Below are 19,062 nucleotides of genomic sequence, written 5' to 3' on the forward strand. Positions count from 1 at the left end.
CAGTATTTTACTGGCCTGCGCAATCGGCCTAGTCCTGAACTACGCTTTGAGTCCGAATCCTGACAACCGCAAAAGGAAGGTTCTGATGACTCAAGGTATTTTTTCTTGGAAAGCCCTGCTGGTCACGGCGGCGTTGACGCTGCCGACACTGGCTGTCGCGGCGGACCCAGCCATGACTAAAGACGGGATGTTGGTGGACCACAAGGGCATGGCGCTCTATACCTTTGCCAAGGATGCCGACGGCAAGTCCAACTGCAACGACAAGTGCGCCACCAACTGGCCGCCGTTGAAGGCCGAGTCCACCGATAAACCGATGGGCAAGTGGACCGTCATCACCCGTGACGACAACACCAGCCAATGGGCCTATGACGGCAAGCCGCTGTATACCTTCATCGCCGACAAGAAGGCCGGCGATGCGACCGGCGACGGCAAAATGGACGGCGCCTGGAAGGTCGCCAAGCCCTGAACTCCCCTGTAGGAGCCGGCTTGCCGGCGATGGCGGCCCTGAAATCACCGCAGGGCTGCTGGCCTCAACGCCGGCAAGCCGGCTCCTACAAGCTACAGGGCATTATCGGAAGGCGTAGTCGGCCACAATCCCGAGAAAAATCGCCAACCCTGCCCAATGGTTGTGCAAAAACGCCTTGAAGCACTTCAACCGGTCCCGATCCCGGGTGTACCAGAACTCCCAGGCAAAACACCCCGCCGCCGCCACCAGCCCCAGGTGGAACCAGCCGCCCAGTTCGAAGCGTGAGCCCGCCAGTAGCAGGCAAAGCAGCGCCAGCCCCTGCAAGGTAAGGATGATGATCCGGTCGGCATCGCCAAACAGGATCGCGGTGGATTTGACGCCGATTTTCAGATCGTCATCGCGGTCGGTCATGGCGTAGTAGGTGTCGTAGGCCACGGTCCACAGCAGGTTGGCGATATACAGCAGCCACGCAATGGCCGGCAGGCTGCCGGTCTCGGCGGTAAACGCCATGGGCATGCCCCAGGAAAACGCCGCGCCGAGCACCACTTGCGGGTAATAGGTGTAGCGCTTCATGAAGGGGTAGCTGACGGCCAGGGCCAGGCCGCCCAGGGACAGCCAGATGGTGGCGGCATTGGTCAGCAGCACCAGCAAAAAGCTGATGGCCATCAGCACCGCAAAGAACACCAGGGCCTCTTTGGAGCTGATCTTGCCGCTGGCCAACGGGCGTTGCGCGGTGCGCTTCACATGGCCGTCGACCTTGCGGTCAGCCCAGTCATTGATCACGCAGCCCGCCGCCCGGGTCAGGGTCACGCCCAACACAAAAATCACGATATTGCTCAACGATGGCGAGCCCTTGCCGGCAATCCACAGTGCCCACAGGGTGGGCCACAGCAGCAGATAGATGCCGATGGGCTTGTCCATCCGCGTCAGTTGCACAAAGTCCCAGGCCCGTGGGTTCAAGCGGTTCAGGGATTGGAGCAGGCGCTGGTACATCAGCAATCCTCCGCAGATTGCTGCACGGCTTGCCACAGGCTCGGCAGGAACACTTCCGCCACCAACACGCTCAACGCGCCGCGATCAAAGCGCGAGCGCCGCGCCCACAAGCCATTGGCCTGATCGGCCTGCGGCAGCCAGGCGCGTGGGTAGTGGCAGACCTCGATGGCCTGGCGGGTGAAGGCCTGGTCACAAAACAGCAACTCGCCCAGGGAACGACTGCCCAACTCATCCATATGCAAGCCATCGCCCTGCAAGGCACTGCGCGCCGCCACGCTGCGGGCGAACACCCAGGCCTGGCCGTGACCGCGCAAATACACCTCGCGTACCCAGCCAATACTGGCCGCTGGCAGGTCGAGGGCGGCGCATTCGTCGTCTCGCAGGGGCTGCCAGCCTTCGTACAGCGGCGTAACACTGAAACCATCGTTGGACAGGTGCGTCAGGCGGCGCGTCAGCGAGCCTTCATCGAACAGCCAGTCAAGGGCAGGGGGGGCGGGCAGAGGGCGCAGAAGGCTCTGGTTCAGCCATTGGCAGGCATCGGGAACGGCAATCGAATGCGGCACGGGGAGTCATTATTGGCAGTTAATGAGGCGCCGAGCTTACCATGGCAGCCTGGATTGTTGCCGGCGTGTGCCGGGACATTGGGTCGAACATGCTTGCATCTGGGCGCCCCGATCAGTACAAAACGCCCTGAGCCGCACGGCAATGCTGGATCTATCGACCGTCGGCCAGTAAGCCTGGACCCTGAGGAAGCAAGTAATGAAGAAGTGGCAATGTGTAGTCTGTGGCCTGATCTATGACGAGAAGGACGGTTGGCCGGATGACGGGATCGCCCCAGGTACCCTGTGGCAGGACGTCCCGGAAGACTGGCTGTGCCCGGACTGCGGCGTCGGCAAAATGGATTTTGAAATGATCGAAATCGGTTGATTCGCTGAATTTAAGAAATGCACTACAAGGAGAATGGAATGAGCGCACCTGTCGTGATCATCGGTACGGGCTTGGCCGGTTACAACCTGGCTCGGGAGTTTCGCAAGCTCGACAGCGAAACCCCGCTGTTGCTGATCACCGCGGATGATGGGCGTTCCTACTCCAAGCCCATGCTCTCCACCGGTTTTGGCAAAAACAAGGATGCCGATGGCCTGAGCATGGCGACCCCTGGCGCCATGGCCGAGCAACTCAAGGCCGAGGTGCGCACCCATACCCGAATCAGTGGGATCGACCCTGGGCATAAGCGCCTGTGGATCGGCGAGGAGGCGGTGGCCTACCGCGACCTGATCCTGGCCTGGGGTGCCCAGACTGTGCAGGTGCCCGTCGAGGGCGATGCCGCTGAATTGATTTTCCCGATCAACGACCTGGAAGACTACGCGCGCTTTCGCCACGCCGCTGTCGGCAAGCGCCGGGTGTTGCTATTGGGTGCGGGCCTGATCGGCTGTGAATTTGCCAACGACCTGATCCTGGGTGGCTACACCATCGACCTGGTGGCACCGTGCGAGCAAGTCATGCCGACCCTGCTGCACCCGGCGGCGGCTGCAGCGGTGCAGGCCGGGTTGGAAGGCCTGGGCGCACGCTTCCACCTGGGCCCGGTGCTTAACCGCCTGCAACGCACGGCTGACGGCCTGGAGGCCCACCTGTCCGATGGCACGGTGATTGATTGCGACCTTGTGGTTTCCGCCATCGGCCTGCGCCCCCGGGTGGACCTGGCGGCTGCGGCCGGCCTGCAAATCAGCCGTGGGATCATGGTCGACCGCCACCTCAAGACCTCCCACGCCAATATCTACGCCCTGGGCGACTGCGCCGAGGTCGATGGCCTGAACCTGTTGTACGTCATGCCCCTGATGAGCTGCGCCCGCGCCCTGGCCCAGACCCTGGCGGGCAACGCCACGGCGGTCAACTACGGGCCGATGCCGGTCACGGTGAAAACCCCGGCGTGCCCACTGGTGGTCTCACCACCGCCACGGGGCACTGAAGGCGTGTGGAGTGTCGAAGGGCAGGGCGGCGACATCAAGGCCTTGTGCCGCGATGCCAGCGGTCGCCTGCTGGGCTATGCGCTTACCGGTACGGCAGTCATGGAAAAACTGGCCCTGAATAAGGAACTTCCGCCTCTGCTGGCGTAAATGCTGGTCGTTCTGTCGGAATAAGCACCTTTTTCCCCCTAGAAAGGTCGCCGCGAGACTGGCGCAGGCACCAATGGCATGCCATCCTCACTCCCGTCTGCCGCAGAGTAGAGCCTGCGGCGCCTTGGCGCTGCTCCAGCAGAGAGCAGCACGGACATAACAACAAAAAACCGTCAAAGAGGCTTCACCTATGCGTAAACCAGAACTCGCAGCCGCCATTGCAGAAAAAGCAGACCTGACCAAAGAACAGGCCAACCGCGTCCTCAACGCCGTTCTTGAAGAAATCACTGGCGCCTTGCACCGCAAGGACAGCGTCACCCTGGTTGGTTTCGGCACCTTCCTGCAGCGCCACCGTGGCGCCCGCACCGGCAAAAACCCGCAAACCGGCGAGCCGGTGAAAATCAAGGCGAGCAACACCGTAGCGTTCAAACCGGGCAAGTCGCTTAAAGACAGCGTCAACCCGTAAGCGCGGCACCGCCTCGAAGGGAGGCGTAGAGGTATGAAAAATGGGCACGCCGACTGGGTCGGGTGCCCATTTTTGTTGGGGCGCGTTCTTGGGCCACGACGGTTGTGTGGGTGGCGCTTGGAGTGACCGACTGGGCACCGATGCCTTGCCCTGACGTTTAAGCCAAGTTGTTGCTATAAGCGGTAAACGCCAGCCGATCTCCGGCTAACGCGGGAGATCGGTGGCGTTCCGCGCGCAAATCGTTAAACTGCTGCGGCCACCCAATAATTACACTGAGGCCGTGTGCATGAAATTTCGTTTTCTCCTGTGGGTGCTGGGCCTGATGATGGCCAAAGCCAGCCGCAACAACCCCGCGTTCCAGCAGCAGTTGGGTGACAAAGACCTGGCATTCCAGCTGCAGACCCTCGACGGCAAGGTCGCCCGCCACTTCATCGTCAAAGACCAGCGCATCACCAGCCGCTCGGGCGTACACCCGGAGCCTGCGTTCGCCATCGCCTTCAAAGACGCCGCCTATGGCTTCGCCACGATGCAGGCGAAGAACAAGCAACTGGCGTTTATGACGGGGATTCAGGACAAGTCGATCCAGATCAAGGGCAACCCGGCCCTGGTGATGTGGTTCCAGGGCTTGACCAAGTATTTGAAGCCGAAGAAAAAGAAGGCCTGAAAGACCGAGTTGCATTCATCGCAGGCAAGCCAGCTCCCACTTTTGACCGAGTTCCAACGCTGGAATGCACTCAAAATGTGGGAGCTGGCTTGCCTGCGATAGCGGTACAACAGGCACCAGCTTTACCCCTGGCTGAACTGCGACGCCAGTTCGCGCAATAACACCTCAGCATCGAGCACCTTGCTCACCACGTCCTCAGCCTTGTCGCGGCTCAGACCCAGGCGCTCCAGCAGCTCGTCCGGAATCTCGGCCTCAGGCCCGGAACCAATCCCCCGCCCGCGCAGCAAACGCACCGCCAGGCATACCAGGTTCGGGTATTCGGCGTATTGGCCGTCGTAGCTCGGGTCGTGCTGGAAGCGCAGGGCCGTGGACAGCTCTTGCGGCATATCCCAGTAACGCATCAGCCAGGCGCCGATCTGTTCGCGGCTGATGCCCAGCAAGTGCTGCTCGATATAGCTGTGGCACAGGTGCGGGTTGACCTCCAGGTGCCGGCAGATCAGTGAGAAGTGCGGTGGGAAGACGTGGGCCAGTAACAGGTAACCAAAGTTGTGCAGCAGGCCCGCCAGGTAGGTCAGGCCGGCCTCCGGACGCTGGGCGCGGGGCATGGCGCGGGTCAGGCCTTCGATCACCGCAGCGGTGTAGATCGACTGGTGCCAGTAGGGCGTGGCCTGTTGCGGATGGTCCTTGGGCAGGCTCAGGGTCTTGCCCAGCGCCAGGCCCAGGGCCAGGTTGATCACCAGGTCGAAGCCCAGCACGCGCACAATCGCATCCTCTACCGAACGGATCTTGCCCGGCGAGGCGTAGTACGGCGATGCCGCCCAGCTCACCACTTGCGCGGCCAGGGCCGGGTCGGTCTCGACCACGCCGGTGATGTCGTCGATGGTCGCGTTCGGGTCAACCCGCAGCTTGATGATCTTCTGCGCGGTGTCGGCCAGCGGCGGAATCTCGATGGTGGCTTCCAGCCTTTGCTGGATGCGGCGGGCGGTAAACGCCTGCATGGCCTGGGAGATTTCGTCGCGGTCATCGTTAGGGCGATCGAAGTTGGGCCGGATGCTGCTCAAGGGCTCGCCGAAGTTGGCGGCGCTGGCTTTGCTCAGCATGCGCTTGAAGTCATCGCTGGCGATTTCCAGCAGCACCGTGGCTTCGCCCGAGTGCACCAGCAGGGTCGGCTCGCGCAGCAGGCATTCTTCATACAGGCATGGCGAGCTGGTCAACGGCGGCAGGCCGGGCAGCAGGCTCAGGCTGTGTTTGCCGAGCATGCGCTCCAGGCGCTCCGGTGCGACGGCGGTGAGGTTGCGCCCGGTCAGTTCGGTAAGGCGATTGAGATCCAGCAACTGGCTCTGGGGGAACAGCACCATCAGGGCGCCCACCGCGTCATCGAGCAGTACCGCTTGAACCTTTCGGGCCGGGTTAAGGCCGGGGTGTTCGGTGACTTCCGTGTAGCTGATGGCGAGTTTCGCGAGCAGGTCCCGAATGACCGAGGGTGCGGTCGGCGGGGCTGTGGCGTGGGCAACTTCTGACATGGCCGGATCCAATTTCCTACATTTGCTTGGAGTATAACCAGCTTGGTTCGGCGGGGGGGTGTCTAACTGCGGTTTGTGATGGTGTCGGCTATCGGCGGTCTGTCAGACCTGGCCGTATTGCTGGCCGTGGCGCAGCCAGCGATCCAGCAGCGGGCTGACGTGGTGCGGCCAGCGTTCCAGCAGGGCCTGGGCGGCGTCGCGCACGGCGGGCAGCAGGTCGGCGTCGCGCATCAGGTCGGCCACTTTAAATTGCAGCAGGCCGGTCTGGCGGGTGCCGAGCATTTCGCCGGGGCCGCGCAGTTCCAGGTCTTTTTCGGCGATCACGAAGCCGTCGTTGGTCTCGCGCATGATCCCCAGGCGCTGGCGGCCAATCTGCGACAGCGGCGGATGGTAGAGCAGCACACAGTGGCTGGCGGCACTGCCCCGGCCGACACGACCGCGCAGCTGGTGCAGTTGCGCCAGGCCCAGGCGCTCGGGGTTTTCGATGATCATCAGGCTGGCGTTGGGCACATCCACGCCGACTTCGATGACTGTGGTGGCGACCAGCAATTGCAGGTTGCCGGCCTTGAACTCGGCCATCACTGCGGCTTTTTCCGCAGGCTTCATGCGCCCGTGGATCAGCCCGACCTTGAGCTCGCCCAGGGCGCTGGTGAGGTCTTCGTAGGTGGTTTCGGCCGCCTGGCAGGTCAGTTCTTCGGACTCTTCGATCAGCGTGCATACCCAATACGCCTGGCGCCCCTCGGCGCAGGCGCCGCGCACGCGCTCGATGACTTCGACGCGGCGGGTGTCGGTGACCAATACGGTGTTGACCGGGGTGCGGCCGGGCGGCAGCTCGTCGAGGATCGAGGTGTCGAGGTCGGCGTAGGCACTCATGGCCAACGTGCGTGGGATCGGGGTGGCCGTCATGATCAACTGGTGCGGGTTCATCCGCCCGCCCACGCCCTTTTCGCGCAGGGCCAGGCGTTGCTGCACGCCAAAGCGGTGCTGTTCGTCGATGATCACCAGGGCCAGGTTCTTGAATTTCACTTCGTCCTGGAACAGCGCGTGGGTACCCACCACCATCGGTGCGCCGGCGGCGATCTGTTCCAGGGCGGCCGTGCGGTTCTTGCCCTTGAGCTTGCCCGCCAACCACGCCACTTCCAGGCCCAGGGGTTCGAGCCAGCGCTTGAAGGTGATGAAGTGCTGCTCGGCGAGGATCTCGGTCGGTGCCATCAACGCCACCTGGTAGCCGGCCTCCAGGGCCTGCAGCGCGGCCAGGGCCGCGACCACGGTCTTGCCGGCGCCAACATCGCCCTGGATCAGGCGCAGCATGGGTTCTTTCTGGCTCAGGTCGTAGGCGATTTCATTGCCTACGCGTTGCTGCGCGCCAGTCGGTGCAAAACCCAGGTTGGCCAGGTATTGCGCGGGCAGGCGCGTGGCTTTGGGCATCGCTGGCGCACGCAGGGAGCGCATGCTTTCGCGCAGGCGCTGCTGGGACAGTTGGTGGGTCAGCAACTCTTCAAAGGCCAGGCGATGCTGGGCCCAGTGATGACCCAGGGCCAGCTCATCGACATCGGCATCGGCCGGTGGATGGTGCAGATAGCGAATCGCATCCGCCAGGGGCGCCAACTGGTAGTCACGGGCCAGCTCCTGCGGGAGCCAATCGGGCAGGCTTTGCGGGCCGAGCAGGGTCAGGGTCTGCATGCACAGCTGGCGCAGGCGCTGTTGCGTCAGGCCCTCGGTGAGCGGGTAGATGGGAGTGAGGGTGGTGTCTACCGGCGGCGGTTCGTCGCCGGTAATGGCGCGGTATTCCGGATGGTAGATTTCCAGGCCCGAGGCGCCCGGGCGCGCTTCACCGTAGCAACGCACGCGAGTGCCGCGCTTGAGGCCTTCCTTTTGCGCGTTGCTGAAATGGTAGAAGCGCAGGCTTAGGCCACCGGTGCCGTCCTGCAGGCGCACCACCAGGCTGCGGCGCTTGCCCATCACTACATCGGCACCGCTGACGGTGCCTTCGACCACCGCGTCCTGCCCGGGGCGCAGATGGCCGATGGGCACTACGCGGGTGCGGTCCTGATAGCGCAGGGGCAGGTGAAAGAGCACGTCCTGGAGGTTTTCCAGGCCGACCTTGGCCAGCTTCTCGGCCATGGCTTCACCGACACCCTTGAGTGCCGTCACCGACACCTGCGACAGCTCAGTCATACAAGGCTTAGCTCGCAGCGGGCGGCTTGGCCACCGAGCACAGGCGGATCGAGTCGGCGAGGATATCAATCGCTTTCGGGCGCGGGAAACTGGCCCGCCAGGCAATCGCCACGGTGCGGAACGGCACGGGTGGGGTGAGCGGACGCACTTCGATCACGCCGGCTGCATAGTGATGGCTGTCCACGGCCGACAGTGGCAGGATCGAGATGCCCAGGCCAGACGCCACCATATGGCGGATGGTCTCCAGAGAGCTGGATTCCACCGTGGTGTGCTTGGCGCCGTCGTTGCCCTTGGTCAGGGTCGGGCAGGCTTCCAGCACTTGGTCGCGGAAGCAATGGCCTTCACCGAGCAGCAGCAGGCTCTTGTCGTTGAGCAGGCCGGCGTCGATCGTGTCTTTTTGCGTCCACGGGTGGGAGGCGGGCATCAGCACGTAGAACGGCTCGTCATAGAGTGGCAACGTCAGCACGTCGGCTTCGTTGAACGGCAGGGCGATGATGATCGCGTCCAACTCACCGTTGCGCAGTTTGTCGCGCAGTACGTGGGTGAAGTTTTCCTCGATATACAGCGGCATCTGCGGCGCAACGCGATGCAGTTGCGGGATCAGGTGTGGGAACAGGTACGGGCCGACGGTGTAGATCGCGCCGACTTTCAGCGGGGCAGTCAGCTGGTTCTTGCCGGCCTGGGCCAGCTCACGAATGCTCTGGGCCTGCTCCAGTACCTTCTGGGCCTGGGCCACAATGCCTTCGCCTACCGGAGTGAGGCGCACGGCGCTCTTGCTGCGCTCGAAAATCAGCACACCGAGTTCGTCTTCAAGCTTCTTCACACCCACCGACAGCGTCGGCTGGCTGACATGGCAACGTTCGGCGGCATGGCCGAAGTGTTGCTCTTGGGCGAGGGTCACGATGTAGCGTAATTCTGTAAGAGTCATAGCGGGCGTCCATGAGGTTGCGGGCCAAGCATACCGGCTGCAATCGATAGGCGCACGTTATCAGAACTAGATTGGGGATTGAGCGGTTTGTGCGGGGGATTTTGCTTAATGGCGTTGGCGGCTTTGTGTGGGGGTGGGCTTGTTCGCGATGGCGGTGTGTCAGTCATTGTGGATGTTGACTGTTACACCGTCATCGCGGGCAAGCCCGCTCCCACAGGGGTCAGCGGCGACGCTTCTCGATGTTGTAGACAAACGGCGCAACGATTTCGATGCTGCCGTTTTTCAACATGTCGGCCGGTGGCTTGGGCAGCGGCTGGGCACGACGGATCATCTCCAGGGTGGCGCGGTCCAGGTCGGCGTTGCCGGAACGGCCCACCAATTCATAAGACAGCACCTTGCCTTCGGCATCCACCACGAACCGCAAGCGGTTCAAGCCTTCCTTGCCACGGGCCTGGGCGCCTGGCGGGTACTTCTTGTATTTCGCCAGGTGACCGAGCAGCGTGCTTTCCCAGGTGGCCTTGGCCGCGACTTGCGCCGGCGAAGGGCCGGGTTGCGGTTGGGCCGACTTTTCCGAAGGCGCGTTGTTCTGAGGGCTTTCGCTCGGCGGGTCCTCGGAAGGTTTTTCCTTGGGCTGCTCGACCTTTTTCTCAGGCTTGGGCGGCTGCGGCTTGGGCTTTGGCTTGACCGGCTTGGGCACGGAAATCGTCGGCTTGGGTGCCTCGGCCAGTTTCGGCAAGGGCAACTCTTCCACCGGCGCCGGCGGTTGCGGCGGCGTCACCACCTTCGGCGGGGCCGGAGGCGGTGGTGCCGGCATCGGCGCCAGGTCGATGACCATGGCCGCCGGTGGCAACTGCACCATATGGGGTGCCGACCATTGGTACGCGAGGATGATCGCGACGGCGTGGACGCCCAGCACGACGGCGAGGCTGGTGCCATAACGCGTCAGTTTGTGGCGCGTCGTGATCATTTTTTGGCTGCCGTCTCAAGTCCGACCAGACCGACCTTGAGGTAGCCGGCCGCCCGCAGGGCATCCATCACGCTCATCAGGTCGCCGTAGTCCACGCCTTTGTCGGCTTGGAAGAAGATCGTCGTGTCTTTCTTGCCCTGGGTCCGCGCGTCGAGCACCGCACCCAGGGTTTCGGATTTGACTTCTTCTTCGCCCAGGAACAGGCGCTGGTCAGCCTTGACGCTGAGGAACACCGGTTTCTCCGGCCGCGGCGCGGGTTTCGCGCTGGAGGCGGGGAGGTCGACCTTGATGTCCACCGTGGCCAAGGGTGCTGCCACCATGAAGATGATCAGCAGCACCAGCATCACGTCGATAAACGGCGTGACGTTGATTTCGTGGTTCTCGACGAGCTCGTCGTCGCCTTGATTCAAATGCAGGCCCATGGCCGATTACCCCACTTTCACCATGTGCGGTTGCGAGCTGCGCTCGGTAGGCAGGTGATCGAGGTCACGGCTGACCAGCAACAGGACTTCTGCCGAAGCATCCGACACCTGGGCCTTGTAGCCGGCGATCGAGCGTGCGAAGACGTTGTAGATCACCACCGCCGGAATCGCGGCGACCAGGCCCAGGGCGGTTGCCAGCAGGGCTTCGGCGATGCCGGGGGCAACGACGGCGAGGTTGGTGGTCTGGGTCTTGGCGATGCCGATGAAGCTGTTCATGATGCCCCACACGGTACCGAACAGACCGACGAACGGTGCGGTAGAACCGATGGTTGCCAGCACGCCGGTGCCGTTGCTCATGTTGCGACCGCAGGCCGCTACCAGGCGCTCCAGGCGGAAGCTCACGCGTTCCTTGATGCCTTCCTTTTCGCGGGTGTTGGCCGACAGGCGCATTTCTTCCAGCGCGTCGTGCACCAAGAGATGCGCCAGGGTGCCCTTGATGGCCGCGCTTTCGCTGGCTTCTTTAAGGGTGGTGGCTTTTTTCAGGTTGACGATTTCAGTGCGCAGGCGGCGTTTGGCGCCCAGCAGTTCGAAGCCTTTGGCGATCCAGATGGTCCAGGTGATGATCGAGGCGATAGCCAGGCCGACCATCACGATCTTCACGATGATGTCGGCGTTCTGGTACATGCCCCATGGCGACAGGTCGTGGGCCATGCCCAGGGTGTTGTCTTCTTCCAGGACTACGCCGGTTTCATCTTGCGGGGTAACACCGTCGGCTGCGACCGGGTCGGTGGCCGCAGGTGCGGCAGCCGGCGCGCCGGGAGCGGCGGCATTTTGCTCAGGTGCTGGGGCTGCAGCCGGGGCTGGTGCAGCGGCGGCAGGCGGGGTGGCCGGTGCCGTGGCATCGGCGAACGCGGCGGTCGGAGCCAGCAGGACGCTGAGCAGCAACGCAGTTATCGCGCGCCAGGCGCGGGACGGGCTGTGAGGCTTGGTTGGCGAAGCGGGGAGGTTATTGCGTGTCATGCTGGCCGGACCTGAGAGGAAAAAATAAGGGATTGCCCTGCCAGGCCGCAAAAGGGCCGAGGACAAATGGGCCGTTATTATTGCAAGTAATTCTTGTTAACAGAAGTAATACAGTAACTTTATTTGTGCTTTTTCTGGCCGCTGGTCACCTGCGAGGGCTAATCTAGACCTTTGAGAACGGAGTTTTGTGATGTCTGCGCCTTCTGTGGTGATTGCCGGTTGTGGTGATGTAGGTAGTCGGCTGGCGAGTCAATTGCTGGTCGCGGGATGGGAGGTGCATGGCCTGCGACGCAATGTCTCGCGCCTGCCGGAAGGGGTGATTGGCATTGCCGGCGACCTGTTCAAAAAGGACTGCCCCGACACCTGGCCGATTGGTGGCGTGGACTACCTGGTGTACTGCGCGGCTGCGACCGACCACGATGAAGCGGGCTATCGCAAAGCCTATGTCGAAGGTTTGCAGCATGTGCTGGAGTGGCTCGATGACTATGGTCAGCAGCCCAAGCACCTGCTGTTTGTGTCCAGTAGCAGCGTCTACGGCCAGCAAAACGGTGAATGGGTCGATGAAACCTCGTCCACCCAGGCCGTTGGGTACTCCGGGCAGGTGATGCTGGAAGCCGAGCAAGTGGCATTGGACAGCGGTATCCCGGCCACGACTGTACGCTTGACCGGTATCTATGGTCCTGGTCGCGAGTGGTTGTTGAGCCAGGTGCGCCAAGGCTATCGCGTGGCGGTTGAACCACCTTTATATGGCAACCGCATCCACGTCGATGATGCGGCAGGGCTGCTGGCCTTTTTGCTGCTGCATGTGGAGCAGGGCGGTACGTTGGACAAGGTCTACATCGGTGTCGACAACGCGCCTGCGCCGCTGGCCGAAGTCGTGGATTGGCTGCGCGAGTACCTTGGGGTCACCGAGTGGGCCGAAGACGCCAGCGTGCGGCGTGCGGGCAGCAAGCAGTGCAGCAATGCGCGAGCCAAGGCGCTGGGCTGGACGCCAACCTATCCAAGCTACCGCGAAGGCTACGCCGCTATCCTCAAGGGCTGACCTCTCCTGTGGGAGCCGGGCTTGCCTGCGATGCAGGCAGCTCGGTGTGTCAGTGAAACAGAGGTGATGCTATTGCAGGCAAGCCAGCTCCCACAGTGGTCTTACTGTTTTTCCAGCAGCCACTGGCGCTGCCCAGGGCTCAACTGAGGAATTTCGTCTGGCCTGGAATGATTGATCGCCTGGAAAATTTCCAGCGTGTTGCCGTTGCGCACGAAAATCCAACTATCCCCCGCGTCGCCTTTGCCCAGGTACAGGGTGTCATTGCCGGCGCCCTGAGTGGCGCAGTCCCCGCCCAGGCACAATTCGTATCGGTCATTCTTCCCCAGGCCCGACAGGTTGCCGTGCGCATTGAACACTACGGTGCCGCCGGCGCCTTCGCCCTCAAGGATTTTCCACGGGCCACCCATGTAAGCTGAGTTCAGTGCCTGCCGGAATGTACTCCCCCATTGCGCACCCTCCGTGGTCGATGGGTGGGCACGCTGGAACACCTGGCCGGGCAGATCCTTGCGAGGCAGTTGGAGCAGTTGCTGATCCTTTAATTGCAGTTCGTCACGGCCATGGCCGTTGTGATCGACGGTCCATGCGCCAGGTGCTTTTGGCAGGAGTTGGCCTTCATCTACCTCAAAGGCACTGCTGGCATGAGCTTGGCCGGCGCGGGTGTCGACATTCCACTCCAGGTTCCTGCCGTTGGCTTGCAGGCTGTTGAGCAGCGGCCGGCCCTGGGCGGCGGCATCGATGGCGGCCTGGTTGATCCAGATCCCGCTGATGTCGACGGGTTGCGATACGTGGGTGCAGCCGCCCAGCAAGGCCAGGCCAATGAGGAGTGGTTTGAACATGGCGTAGTCCGAGGCAAAGGATTGCTGGCTAAAGAAAAAGGAGCCTGTAGGCTCCTTTGTTTCGTATCACTGTTTTTCCAGCAGCCACTGGCGCGGCCCAGGGGTGAACGAAGGCACTTCGTCGGCCTGGGAGGTATTGATCGCCTGGAAAATCTCCAGTTGCTTGTCGTTGCGACTGAAGATCCACGGGTTGCCCTGGCCGCCTTGTTGCAGCCAGATGCTGTCGTAGCCACCGCTCATGGAGGCGCAATCGCCTGCCAGGCACAGTGAATACTGGTCGGCACCCGGCAGGCCGGTAACCTGGCCGTTGGCCTGGAACTGTACGGTCTCGCCCAGGCCGCTGCCGCTGGTGATTTTCCAACTGCCGCCCATGTAGGCCGCGTACAGCGCCCGTTCGAAGTTGGCACCCAACGGTGCGCCTTCAGGGGCAGGGTCCTTGGGGCGATCAAAGAGCTGTTCGGGCTCGTTGTCGTTGGCCACTTGCAGCAGCTGTTTGCCCTTGCGCTTGAGTTCGGTGGTCGAGCTGCCGTAGAAATCAACGTTCCAGGTGCCGGATTTTTCGCCGGCCAGGGTGCCTTCAGGGCGTTCAAAACCGTTGAAGTAGCGCGCCTGGTTGGCCCGGGTGTTGACCTCCCATTCGAGGTTCGGGCCGTAGGCTTGCAGGGCTTCACGCAAAGGGCCGCCCTTGGACGCCGCATCGATGGCAACCTGGTTGATCCAGGTGCCGCTCACATCCCGGGTGGCAGGACTGCTGGCGCAGCCGCCAAGAAGAAGGGCCAGCAGCGTGGAGGCAACGAGCGCTTTGCGCATTACGAAATCCTTTTAAAACGAAGTCGGCGCAACCCCGTGGGTTGCGCCGAATGTATTACTCGATGACCAGAATCGCGTCCATCTCAACCTGGGAACCCTTGGGCAGGGCAGCAACGCCAATGGCGGCGCGGGCTGGGTAGGGTTGTTCGAAGTACTTGCCCATGATCTCGTTGACCTTGGCGAAGTGGCTGAGGTCGGTGAGGAAGATGTTCAGCTTGACGATGTCCTTGAACGAACCGCCTGCTGCTTCAGCTACCGACTTGAGGTTCTCGAAGACTTGTACGGTCTGGGCTTCAAAGCCTTCAACCAGTTCCATGGTCTTTGGGTCCAGTGGGATCTGGCCGGACATGTAGACGGTGTTGCCCGCCTTGATCGCCTGGGAATAAGTACCGATGGCAGCAGGTGCCTTGTCGCTGGTGATAACAGTCTTGGTCATGAATGACTCCTTGTAATGTCCGGGCTATAGGGGGGTGTTATGCGCGCATGCGAGTGATGCGGATAACCCCGGTCAGGGCACGCAGTTTCTTGATCACACGGGCCAAGTGCACGCGGTCGTGCACGCTGACCACCAGTTGGACCACGCTGATGCGACCATCGCGTTCGTCCATGCTGATTTTTTCGATATTGCCGTCGGCCGCGTTGACACTGCTGGCCAGCAGGGCGATCAGGCCGCGCTGGTGCTCCAGCTCCACCCGCAGCTCGACGTTGAATTCGCCGGTCACATCCTTGGCCCATGACAGCTGGATGCATTTTTCCGGGTTGTGGCGGATTTCGCTGATATTGCGGCAGTTGTCCAGGTGCACCACCATGCCTTTGCCGGCGGACAGGTGCCCGACAATCGGGTCGCCCGGGATTGGCGTACAGCATTTGGCGTAGCTCAGCACCAGGCCTTCGGTGCCACGAATGGCCAGCGGGCCTTCGGGGCTCGGCAGTTGCTCGCCTTCGCCCAGCAGGCGACGGGCGACGACGTAGGCCATGCGGTTGCCCAGGCCGATATCTTCGAGCAGGTCTTCGATGGTTTCCTGGCGGTACTCGTGGAGGATCGCCTGCACGCGCTCGGCGGGAATCTTCTCCAGGGAGCTGTCGAAACCGTTGAGCACCTTGTTCAGCAGGCGTTCGCCCAGGCTGATGGACTCGGAGCGACGTTGCAGCTTCAGCGCGTGGCGGATATGGGTGCGAGCCTTGCCGGTGACCACGAAGTTGAGCCACGCCGGATTCGGCCGGGCCCCCGGCGCGCTGACGATTTCCACGGTGGAACCGCTTTGCAGCGGTTCCGACAGTGGGGCCAGGCGACGGTTGATCCGGCAGGCAATGCAGCTGTTACCGACGTCGGTGTGAACCGCGTAGGCAAAGTCGACCGCCGTGGAGCCCTTGGGCAGCTCCATGATCCGGCCTTTGGGCGTGAACACGTAGACCTCGTCCGGGAACAGGTCGATCTTCACGCTTTCGATAAATTCCAGGGAGTTGCCGGCACGTTGTTGCATTTCCAGCACGCCCTTGACCCACTGGCGGGCGCGGGCATGGGTGCCTTTGGGCTGCTCGTCGCCGCTGGACTTGTACAGCCAATGGGCGGCGATGCCGTTGTTGGCCATCTCTTCCATTTCCCGGGTGCGGATCTGGATCTCGATCGGCACCCCATGCATACCGAACAGCGTGGTATGCAGCGACTGATAGCCGTTGGCCTTGGGGATCGCGATGTAGTCCTTGAAGCGGCCTGGCAGGGGTTTGTACAAATTATGTACAGCGCCCAGCACGCGGTAGCAGGTATCGACCTTGTCGACGATGATCCGGAACGCATACACGTCCATGATCTCGTTGAAGGCCCGGCGCTTGCCGCGCATCTTCTTGTAGATGCCGTAGATATGCTTCTGCCGCCCGCTGACTTCGCCTTCAATCTCGTCGATTGCCAGGCAATGGCTCAGGGACTCTTCGATCTTGTTGACGATTTCCTTGCGATTGCCCCGGGCGCGCTTGACCGCCTGGTAGATACGCGCTGAGCGCATCGGGTGCATCGCCTTGAAACCAAGGTCTTCGAATTCGATACGAATGGCATGCATGCCCAGCCGGTTGGCGATGGGCGCGTAGATTTCCAGGGTTTCCTTGGCAATGCGCCGGCGTTTCTCGCCGGACAGCACTTCCAGCGTGCGCATGTTGTGCAGCCGGTCGGCCAGTTTGACCAGGATCACCCGGATATCCCGGGCCATGGCCATGGCCATTTTCTGGAAGTTTTCCGCCTGGGCCTCGGCCTTGGTCTCGAAGTTCATCTGGGTCAGCTTGCTGACCCCGTCGACCAGGTCGGCCACGGTTTCGCCAAATTGCGCGCTGAGCGCTTCCTTGGCAATGCCGGTGTCTTCGATCACGTCATGCAGCATCGCGGCCATCAGGCTTTGATGGTCCATGTGCATGTCGGCAAGAATATTGGCCACCGCAAGAGGATGGGTGACATATGCCTCGCCGCTGCGGCGGCGTTGGCCGTCGTGGGCTTGTTCGGCGTAGAAATACGCTCGGCGGACCAGGTTGACCTGGTCGGTACCGAGGTAGGTCGATAAGCGATCGGCGAGGGCGTCTATGCTCGGCAAGGTATTAACTCCTGCCGAAGGCTTTGACCCCGCGCCGTGCTACGTCGACCAGGCATAGGCTTAGACGGCCTCGTTGGACTCGTCCTCGAACGCTGCAAACAGCGGTTCGTCTTCAACGATCTCGGCGTTGGCGATGAACTCGTAGCTCATCACGCCGGCAGCGATTTCGCGCAGGGCCATCACGGTAGGCTTGTCATTTTCCCAATTGAGCAACGGCTCTTTGCCGCCAGTGGCCAATTGACGGGCACGCTTGGTAGAGAGCATGACCAGCTCAAAGCGGTTATCCACGTGTTCTAGGCAGTCTTCAACGGTTACGCGGGCCATGGTATTCCTCGGAGCGAATGCAAGATGCGCGCTGCCCGGTTGGGCGAGCGGACTCAACAGTTTAAAAAATCACCAGCGTTTAGGGAAGCGCTGATTTTCCGCAGGCCCCGGCAAACACGCTACAAGCGCCAATGTAAGGCCCTTGCAGCGGTTTTGGGAAGAGCCATTCAACCGAGCAGTTCGGCCAACAATTTGCCAAAACGCTGCTGCTGGCGTTTTTGCTGGAGCTGATTGGCACGGAAAATCGCCTTCAGGTCGTCCAGGGCGTGGGCAAAGTCGTCGTTGATGATCAGGTAGTCGTAGTCCACATAGTGGCTCATTTCACTGACGGCTTCGCGCATGCGCCCAGCGATGATCTCGTCACTGTCCTGGCCGCGATTGGTCAGGCGCTGGTGCAAGGCCTCCAGGGACGGCGGCAGGATAAAGATCGAGCGCGCCTTGGGCATCAATTGGCGCACTTGTTCGGCGCCCTGCCAGTCGATTTCCAGGATCAGGTCATGACCTTCGTCGAGGGTCTGCTGCAAATGGCTCTGGGACGTGCCATAGAGGTTGCCAAACACTTCGGCACGCTCCAGGAAGTCACCGTGTTCGATCATCTTCACGAACTCGCTGCGCTCGACGAAGTGATAGTTCACGCCGTTCACCTCACCCGGACGCATGGCGCGGGTGGTATGGGAGACCGATACGCGGATCTCCGGGTTGGCGTCGGTCAGGGCCTTGACCAGGCTGCTTTTGCCCGCGCCCGAGGGCGCGGAAATAATGTAGAGGGTGCCGGTGCTGTGGGTCATGGGAGTTGCCTTACTCAATATTCTGTACTTGTTCGCGCATTTGCTCGATCAACACTTTGAGGTTGACCGCAGCCTGGGTGCTGCGCGGATCGAAGGCTTTGGAGCCCAGTGTATTGGCTTCGCGGTTGAGTTCCTGCATCAGGAAGTCCAGGCGCCGACCAGCGGCACCGGCCGACTTGAGCACGCGGCGCACTTCCAGGATGTGGGTGCTCAGGCGGTCGAGTTCTTCGGCGACGTCGCTTTTTTGCGCGAGCAGGACCATTTCCTGCTCCAGGCGCACCGGGTCGAGGTCGGCCTTCATGTCGGCGAAGCGGTCGAGGACCTTCTGGCGCTGGGTGGCCAGCATTTGCGGGACCAACTCGCGCAGGGTCACCACGTCGGCTTCGATAGCGGTCAGGCGCTCGCTGATCAGGCGCGCCAGTTCGGCGCCTTCGCGCTCGCGCCCGGCCTTGAGCTCCTTCAGGCCTTGGTTGAACAGGGCCAGGGCCTCGGCATTCAGCGCCTGCGGGTCAGTGGCGTCGGCCACCAGTACGCCGGGCCAGGCCAGGACTTCCAGCGGGTTCAGGGCTGCCGGCTGCTTGATCAGGCTGGCGATGGTCTCGGCGGCGGCGACCAGTTGCGCGGCGCGTTCGCGGTCAACCTGCAGCGGCTTGCCGGTGGTTTCCTCGGTAAAGCGCAGGGTGCATTCCAGCTTGCCACGGGAGATGCCGGCGCGCAGGGCTTCGCGCACGGCGCCTTCAAGGTCGCGAAAGGATTCGGGCAGGCGCAGGTGCGGCTCCAGGTAGCGGCTGTTGACCGAGCGCAGTTCCCAGCTCAGGGTGCCCTGGGCGCCGGCTTTTTCGACGCGGGCGAAGGCGGTCATGCTGTGCACCATGGAGGTACCTCGCGATACAGTCCCGCAAACGGGCGGGCTGGTAGGTAGATTGAAGCCGACAGGCTGCG

The 19,062-nt window shown here is 62.2% G+C and carries 21 protein-coding genes; 6 read left to right on the top strand and 15 right to left on the bottom strand.

The annotated features are described in order from the left end of the window. Positions 1–85: 85 nt before the first annotated feature. Positions 86–466, top strand: coding sequence for a hypothetical protein (locus HBO11_RS14255; RefSeq protein WP_169955427.1), 381 nt, complete (start codon positions 86–88; stop codon positions 464–466). A 102-nt stretch (positions 467–568) separates the two neighbouring features. Here HBO11_RS14255 and ubiA read toward each other — a convergent pair whose 3' ends face one another. After that, the gene (gene ubiA, locus HBO11_RS14260) at positions 569–1,459 is read right to left on the bottom strand and encodes a 4-hydroxybenzoate octaprenyltransferase (RefSeq protein ID WP_169955426.1); all 891 of its coding nucleotides are present in this window, start codon (positions 1,457–1,459) and stop codon (positions 569–571) included. Further along, on the bottom strand, positions 1,459–2,022 hold the full coding sequence (locus HBO11_RS14265) for a chorismate lyase (protein WP_169955425.1): 564 nt from the start codon (positions 2,020–2,022) through the stop codon (positions 1,459–1,461). The genes ubiA and HBO11_RS14265 overlap by 1 nt, the downstream gene beginning before the upstream one ends. 196 nt (positions 2,023–2,218) lie before the next feature. Here HBO11_RS14265 and HBO11_RS14270 point away from each other — a divergent pair, with 196 nt between their 5' ends. The 4 genes from HBO11_RS14270 to HBO11_RS14285 all read left to right on the top strand — a co-directional run bounded on the left by HBO11_RS14270 (position 2,219) and on the right by HBO11_RS14285 (position 4,703). Then, positions 2,219–2,386, top strand: a complete 168-nt coding sequence (locus HBO11_RS14270) for a rubredoxin (protein ID WP_003213373.1) — start codon at positions 2,219–2,221, stop codon at positions 2,384–2,386. A 38-nt stretch (positions 2,387–2,424) separates the two neighbouring features. Next, on the top strand, positions 2,425–3,573 hold the full coding sequence (locus HBO11_RS14275) for an FAD-dependent oxidoreductase (protein ID WP_169955424.1): 1,149 nt from the start codon (positions 2,425–2,427) through the stop codon (positions 3,571–3,573). 190 nt (positions 3,574–3,763) lie between these two features. Then, positions 3,764–4,039 (top strand): HU family DNA-binding protein, encoded by a 276-nt coding sequence (locus HBO11_RS14280; RefSeq protein ID WP_003213368.1) that lies wholly within the window; start codon positions 3,764–3,766, stop codon positions 4,037–4,039. Positions 4,040–4,325: 286 nt separating this feature from the next. After that, positions 4,326–4,703 carry a hypothetical protein gene (locus HBO11_RS14285; protein ID WP_029289848.1) on the top strand — a complete coding sequence of 126 codons (378 nt, stop codon included), beginning with the start codon at positions 4,326–4,328 and terminating at the stop codon, positions 4,701–4,703. Between the two features lie 122 nt (positions 4,704–4,825). Here HBO11_RS14285 and HBO11_RS14290 read toward each other — a convergent pair whose 3' ends face one another. From HBO11_RS14290 to exbB, 6 genes are all read right to left on the bottom strand, one after another. Beyond that, positions 4,826–6,226 carry an aminoacyl-tRNA deacylase and HDOD domain-containing protein gene (locus HBO11_RS14290; protein ID WP_170058893.1) on the bottom strand — a complete coding sequence of 467 codons (1,401 nt, stop codon included), beginning with the start codon at positions 6,224–6,226 and terminating at the stop codon, positions 4,826–4,828. A gap of 102 nt (positions 6,227–6,328) precedes the next feature. Next, positions 6,329–8,404: an ATP-dependent DNA helicase RecG gene (recG, locus tag HBO11_RS14295; RefSeq protein WP_057961010.1), complete on the bottom strand. Its 2,076-nt coding sequence runs from the start codon at positions 8,402–8,404 to the stop codon at positions 6,329–6,331. Between the two features lie 7 nt (positions 8,405–8,411). After that, complete coding sequence (locus HBO11_RS14300) at positions 8,412–9,332, bottom strand: hydrogen peroxide-inducible genes activator (protein WP_169955422.1); 921 nt, start codon at positions 9,330–9,332, stop codon at positions 8,412–8,414. Positions 9,333–9,552: 220 nt separating this feature from the next. After that, positions 9,553–10,299, bottom strand: coding sequence for an energy transducer TonB (locus tag HBO11_RS14305; RefSeq protein ID WP_169955421.1), 747 nt, complete (start codon positions 10,297–10,299; stop codon positions 9,553–9,555). Continuing rightward, positions 10,296–10,721, bottom strand: coding sequence for a TonB system transport protein ExbD (gene exbD / locus HBO11_RS14310; protein ID WP_029289838.1), 426 nt, complete (start codon positions 10,719–10,721; stop codon positions 10,296–10,298). Before exbD ends, HBO11_RS14305 begins: the two co-directional genes overlap by 4 nt. Before the next feature lie 6 nt (positions 10,722–10,727). Beyond that, a complete protein-coding gene (gene exbB / locus HBO11_RS14315; protein WP_169955420.1) occupies positions 10,728–11,741 on the bottom strand; it encodes a tonB-system energizer ExbB in 1,014 nt (337 codons plus the stop codon). Positions 11,742–11,931: 190 nt separating this feature from the next. Between exbB and HBO11_RS14320 the strand changes: the two genes are divergently transcribed. Next, positions 11,932–12,783 (top strand): NAD-dependent epimerase/dehydratase family protein, encoded by an 852-nt coding sequence (locus HBO11_RS14320; protein ID WP_169955419.1) that lies wholly within the window; start codon positions 11,932–11,934, stop codon positions 12,781–12,783. A gap of 101 nt (positions 12,784–12,884) precedes the next feature. On the opposite strand, the gene HBO11_RS14325 is transcribed toward HBO11_RS14320, so the two are convergent. From HBO11_RS14325 to HBO11_RS14355, 7 genes are all read right to left on the bottom strand, one after another. Further along, entirely contained in the window at positions 12,885–13,619 is a 735-nt protein-coding gene (locus HBO11_RS14325) for a hypothetical protein (protein ID WP_169955418.1), read from the bottom strand. A gap of 66 nt (positions 13,620–13,685) precedes the next feature. Beyond that, positions 13,686–14,429, bottom strand: a complete 744-nt coding sequence (locus HBO11_RS14330) for a hypothetical protein (RefSeq protein WP_169955417.1) — start codon at positions 14,427–14,429, stop codon at positions 13,686–13,688. A gap of 55 nt (positions 14,430–14,484) precedes the next feature. Beyond that, entirely contained in the window at positions 14,485–14,865 is a 381-nt protein-coding gene (locus HBO11_RS14335) for a RidA family protein (protein ID WP_025130815.1), read from the bottom strand. 37 nt (positions 14,866–14,902) lie between these two features. Continuing rightward, positions 14,903–17,008 (bottom strand): bifunctional GTP diphosphokinase/guanosine-3',5'-bis pyrophosphate 3'-pyrophosphohydrolase, encoded by a 2,106-nt coding sequence (spoT, locus tag HBO11_RS14340; protein ID WP_032856810.1) that lies wholly within the window; start codon positions 17,006–17,008, stop codon positions 14,903–14,905. Between the two features lie 60 nt (positions 17,009–17,068). After that, complete coding sequence (gene rpoZ, locus HBO11_RS14345) at positions 17,069–17,332, bottom strand: DNA-directed RNA polymerase subunit omega (RefSeq protein WP_169955416.1); 264 nt, start codon at positions 17,330–17,332, stop codon at positions 17,069–17,071. Positions 17,333–17,499: 167 nt separating this feature from the next. Continuing rightward, entirely contained in the window at positions 17,500–18,120 is a 621-nt protein-coding gene (gene gmk / locus HBO11_RS14350; protein ID WP_169955415.1) for a guanylate kinase, read from the bottom strand. Positions 18,121–18,130: 10 nt separating this feature from the next. Beyond that, complete coding sequence (locus tag HBO11_RS14355) at positions 18,131–18,994, bottom strand: YicC/YloC family endoribonuclease (RefSeq protein ID WP_169955414.1); 864 nt, start codon at positions 18,992–18,994, stop codon at positions 18,131–18,133. Positions 18,995–19,062: the final 68 nt, after the last annotated feature.

The sequence above is a fragment of the Pseudomonas sp. WS 5010 genome (genome assembly GCF_012985565.1).
Lineage (GTDB): Bacteria > Pseudomonadota > Gammaproteobacteria > Pseudomonadales > Pseudomonadaceae > Aquipseudomonas.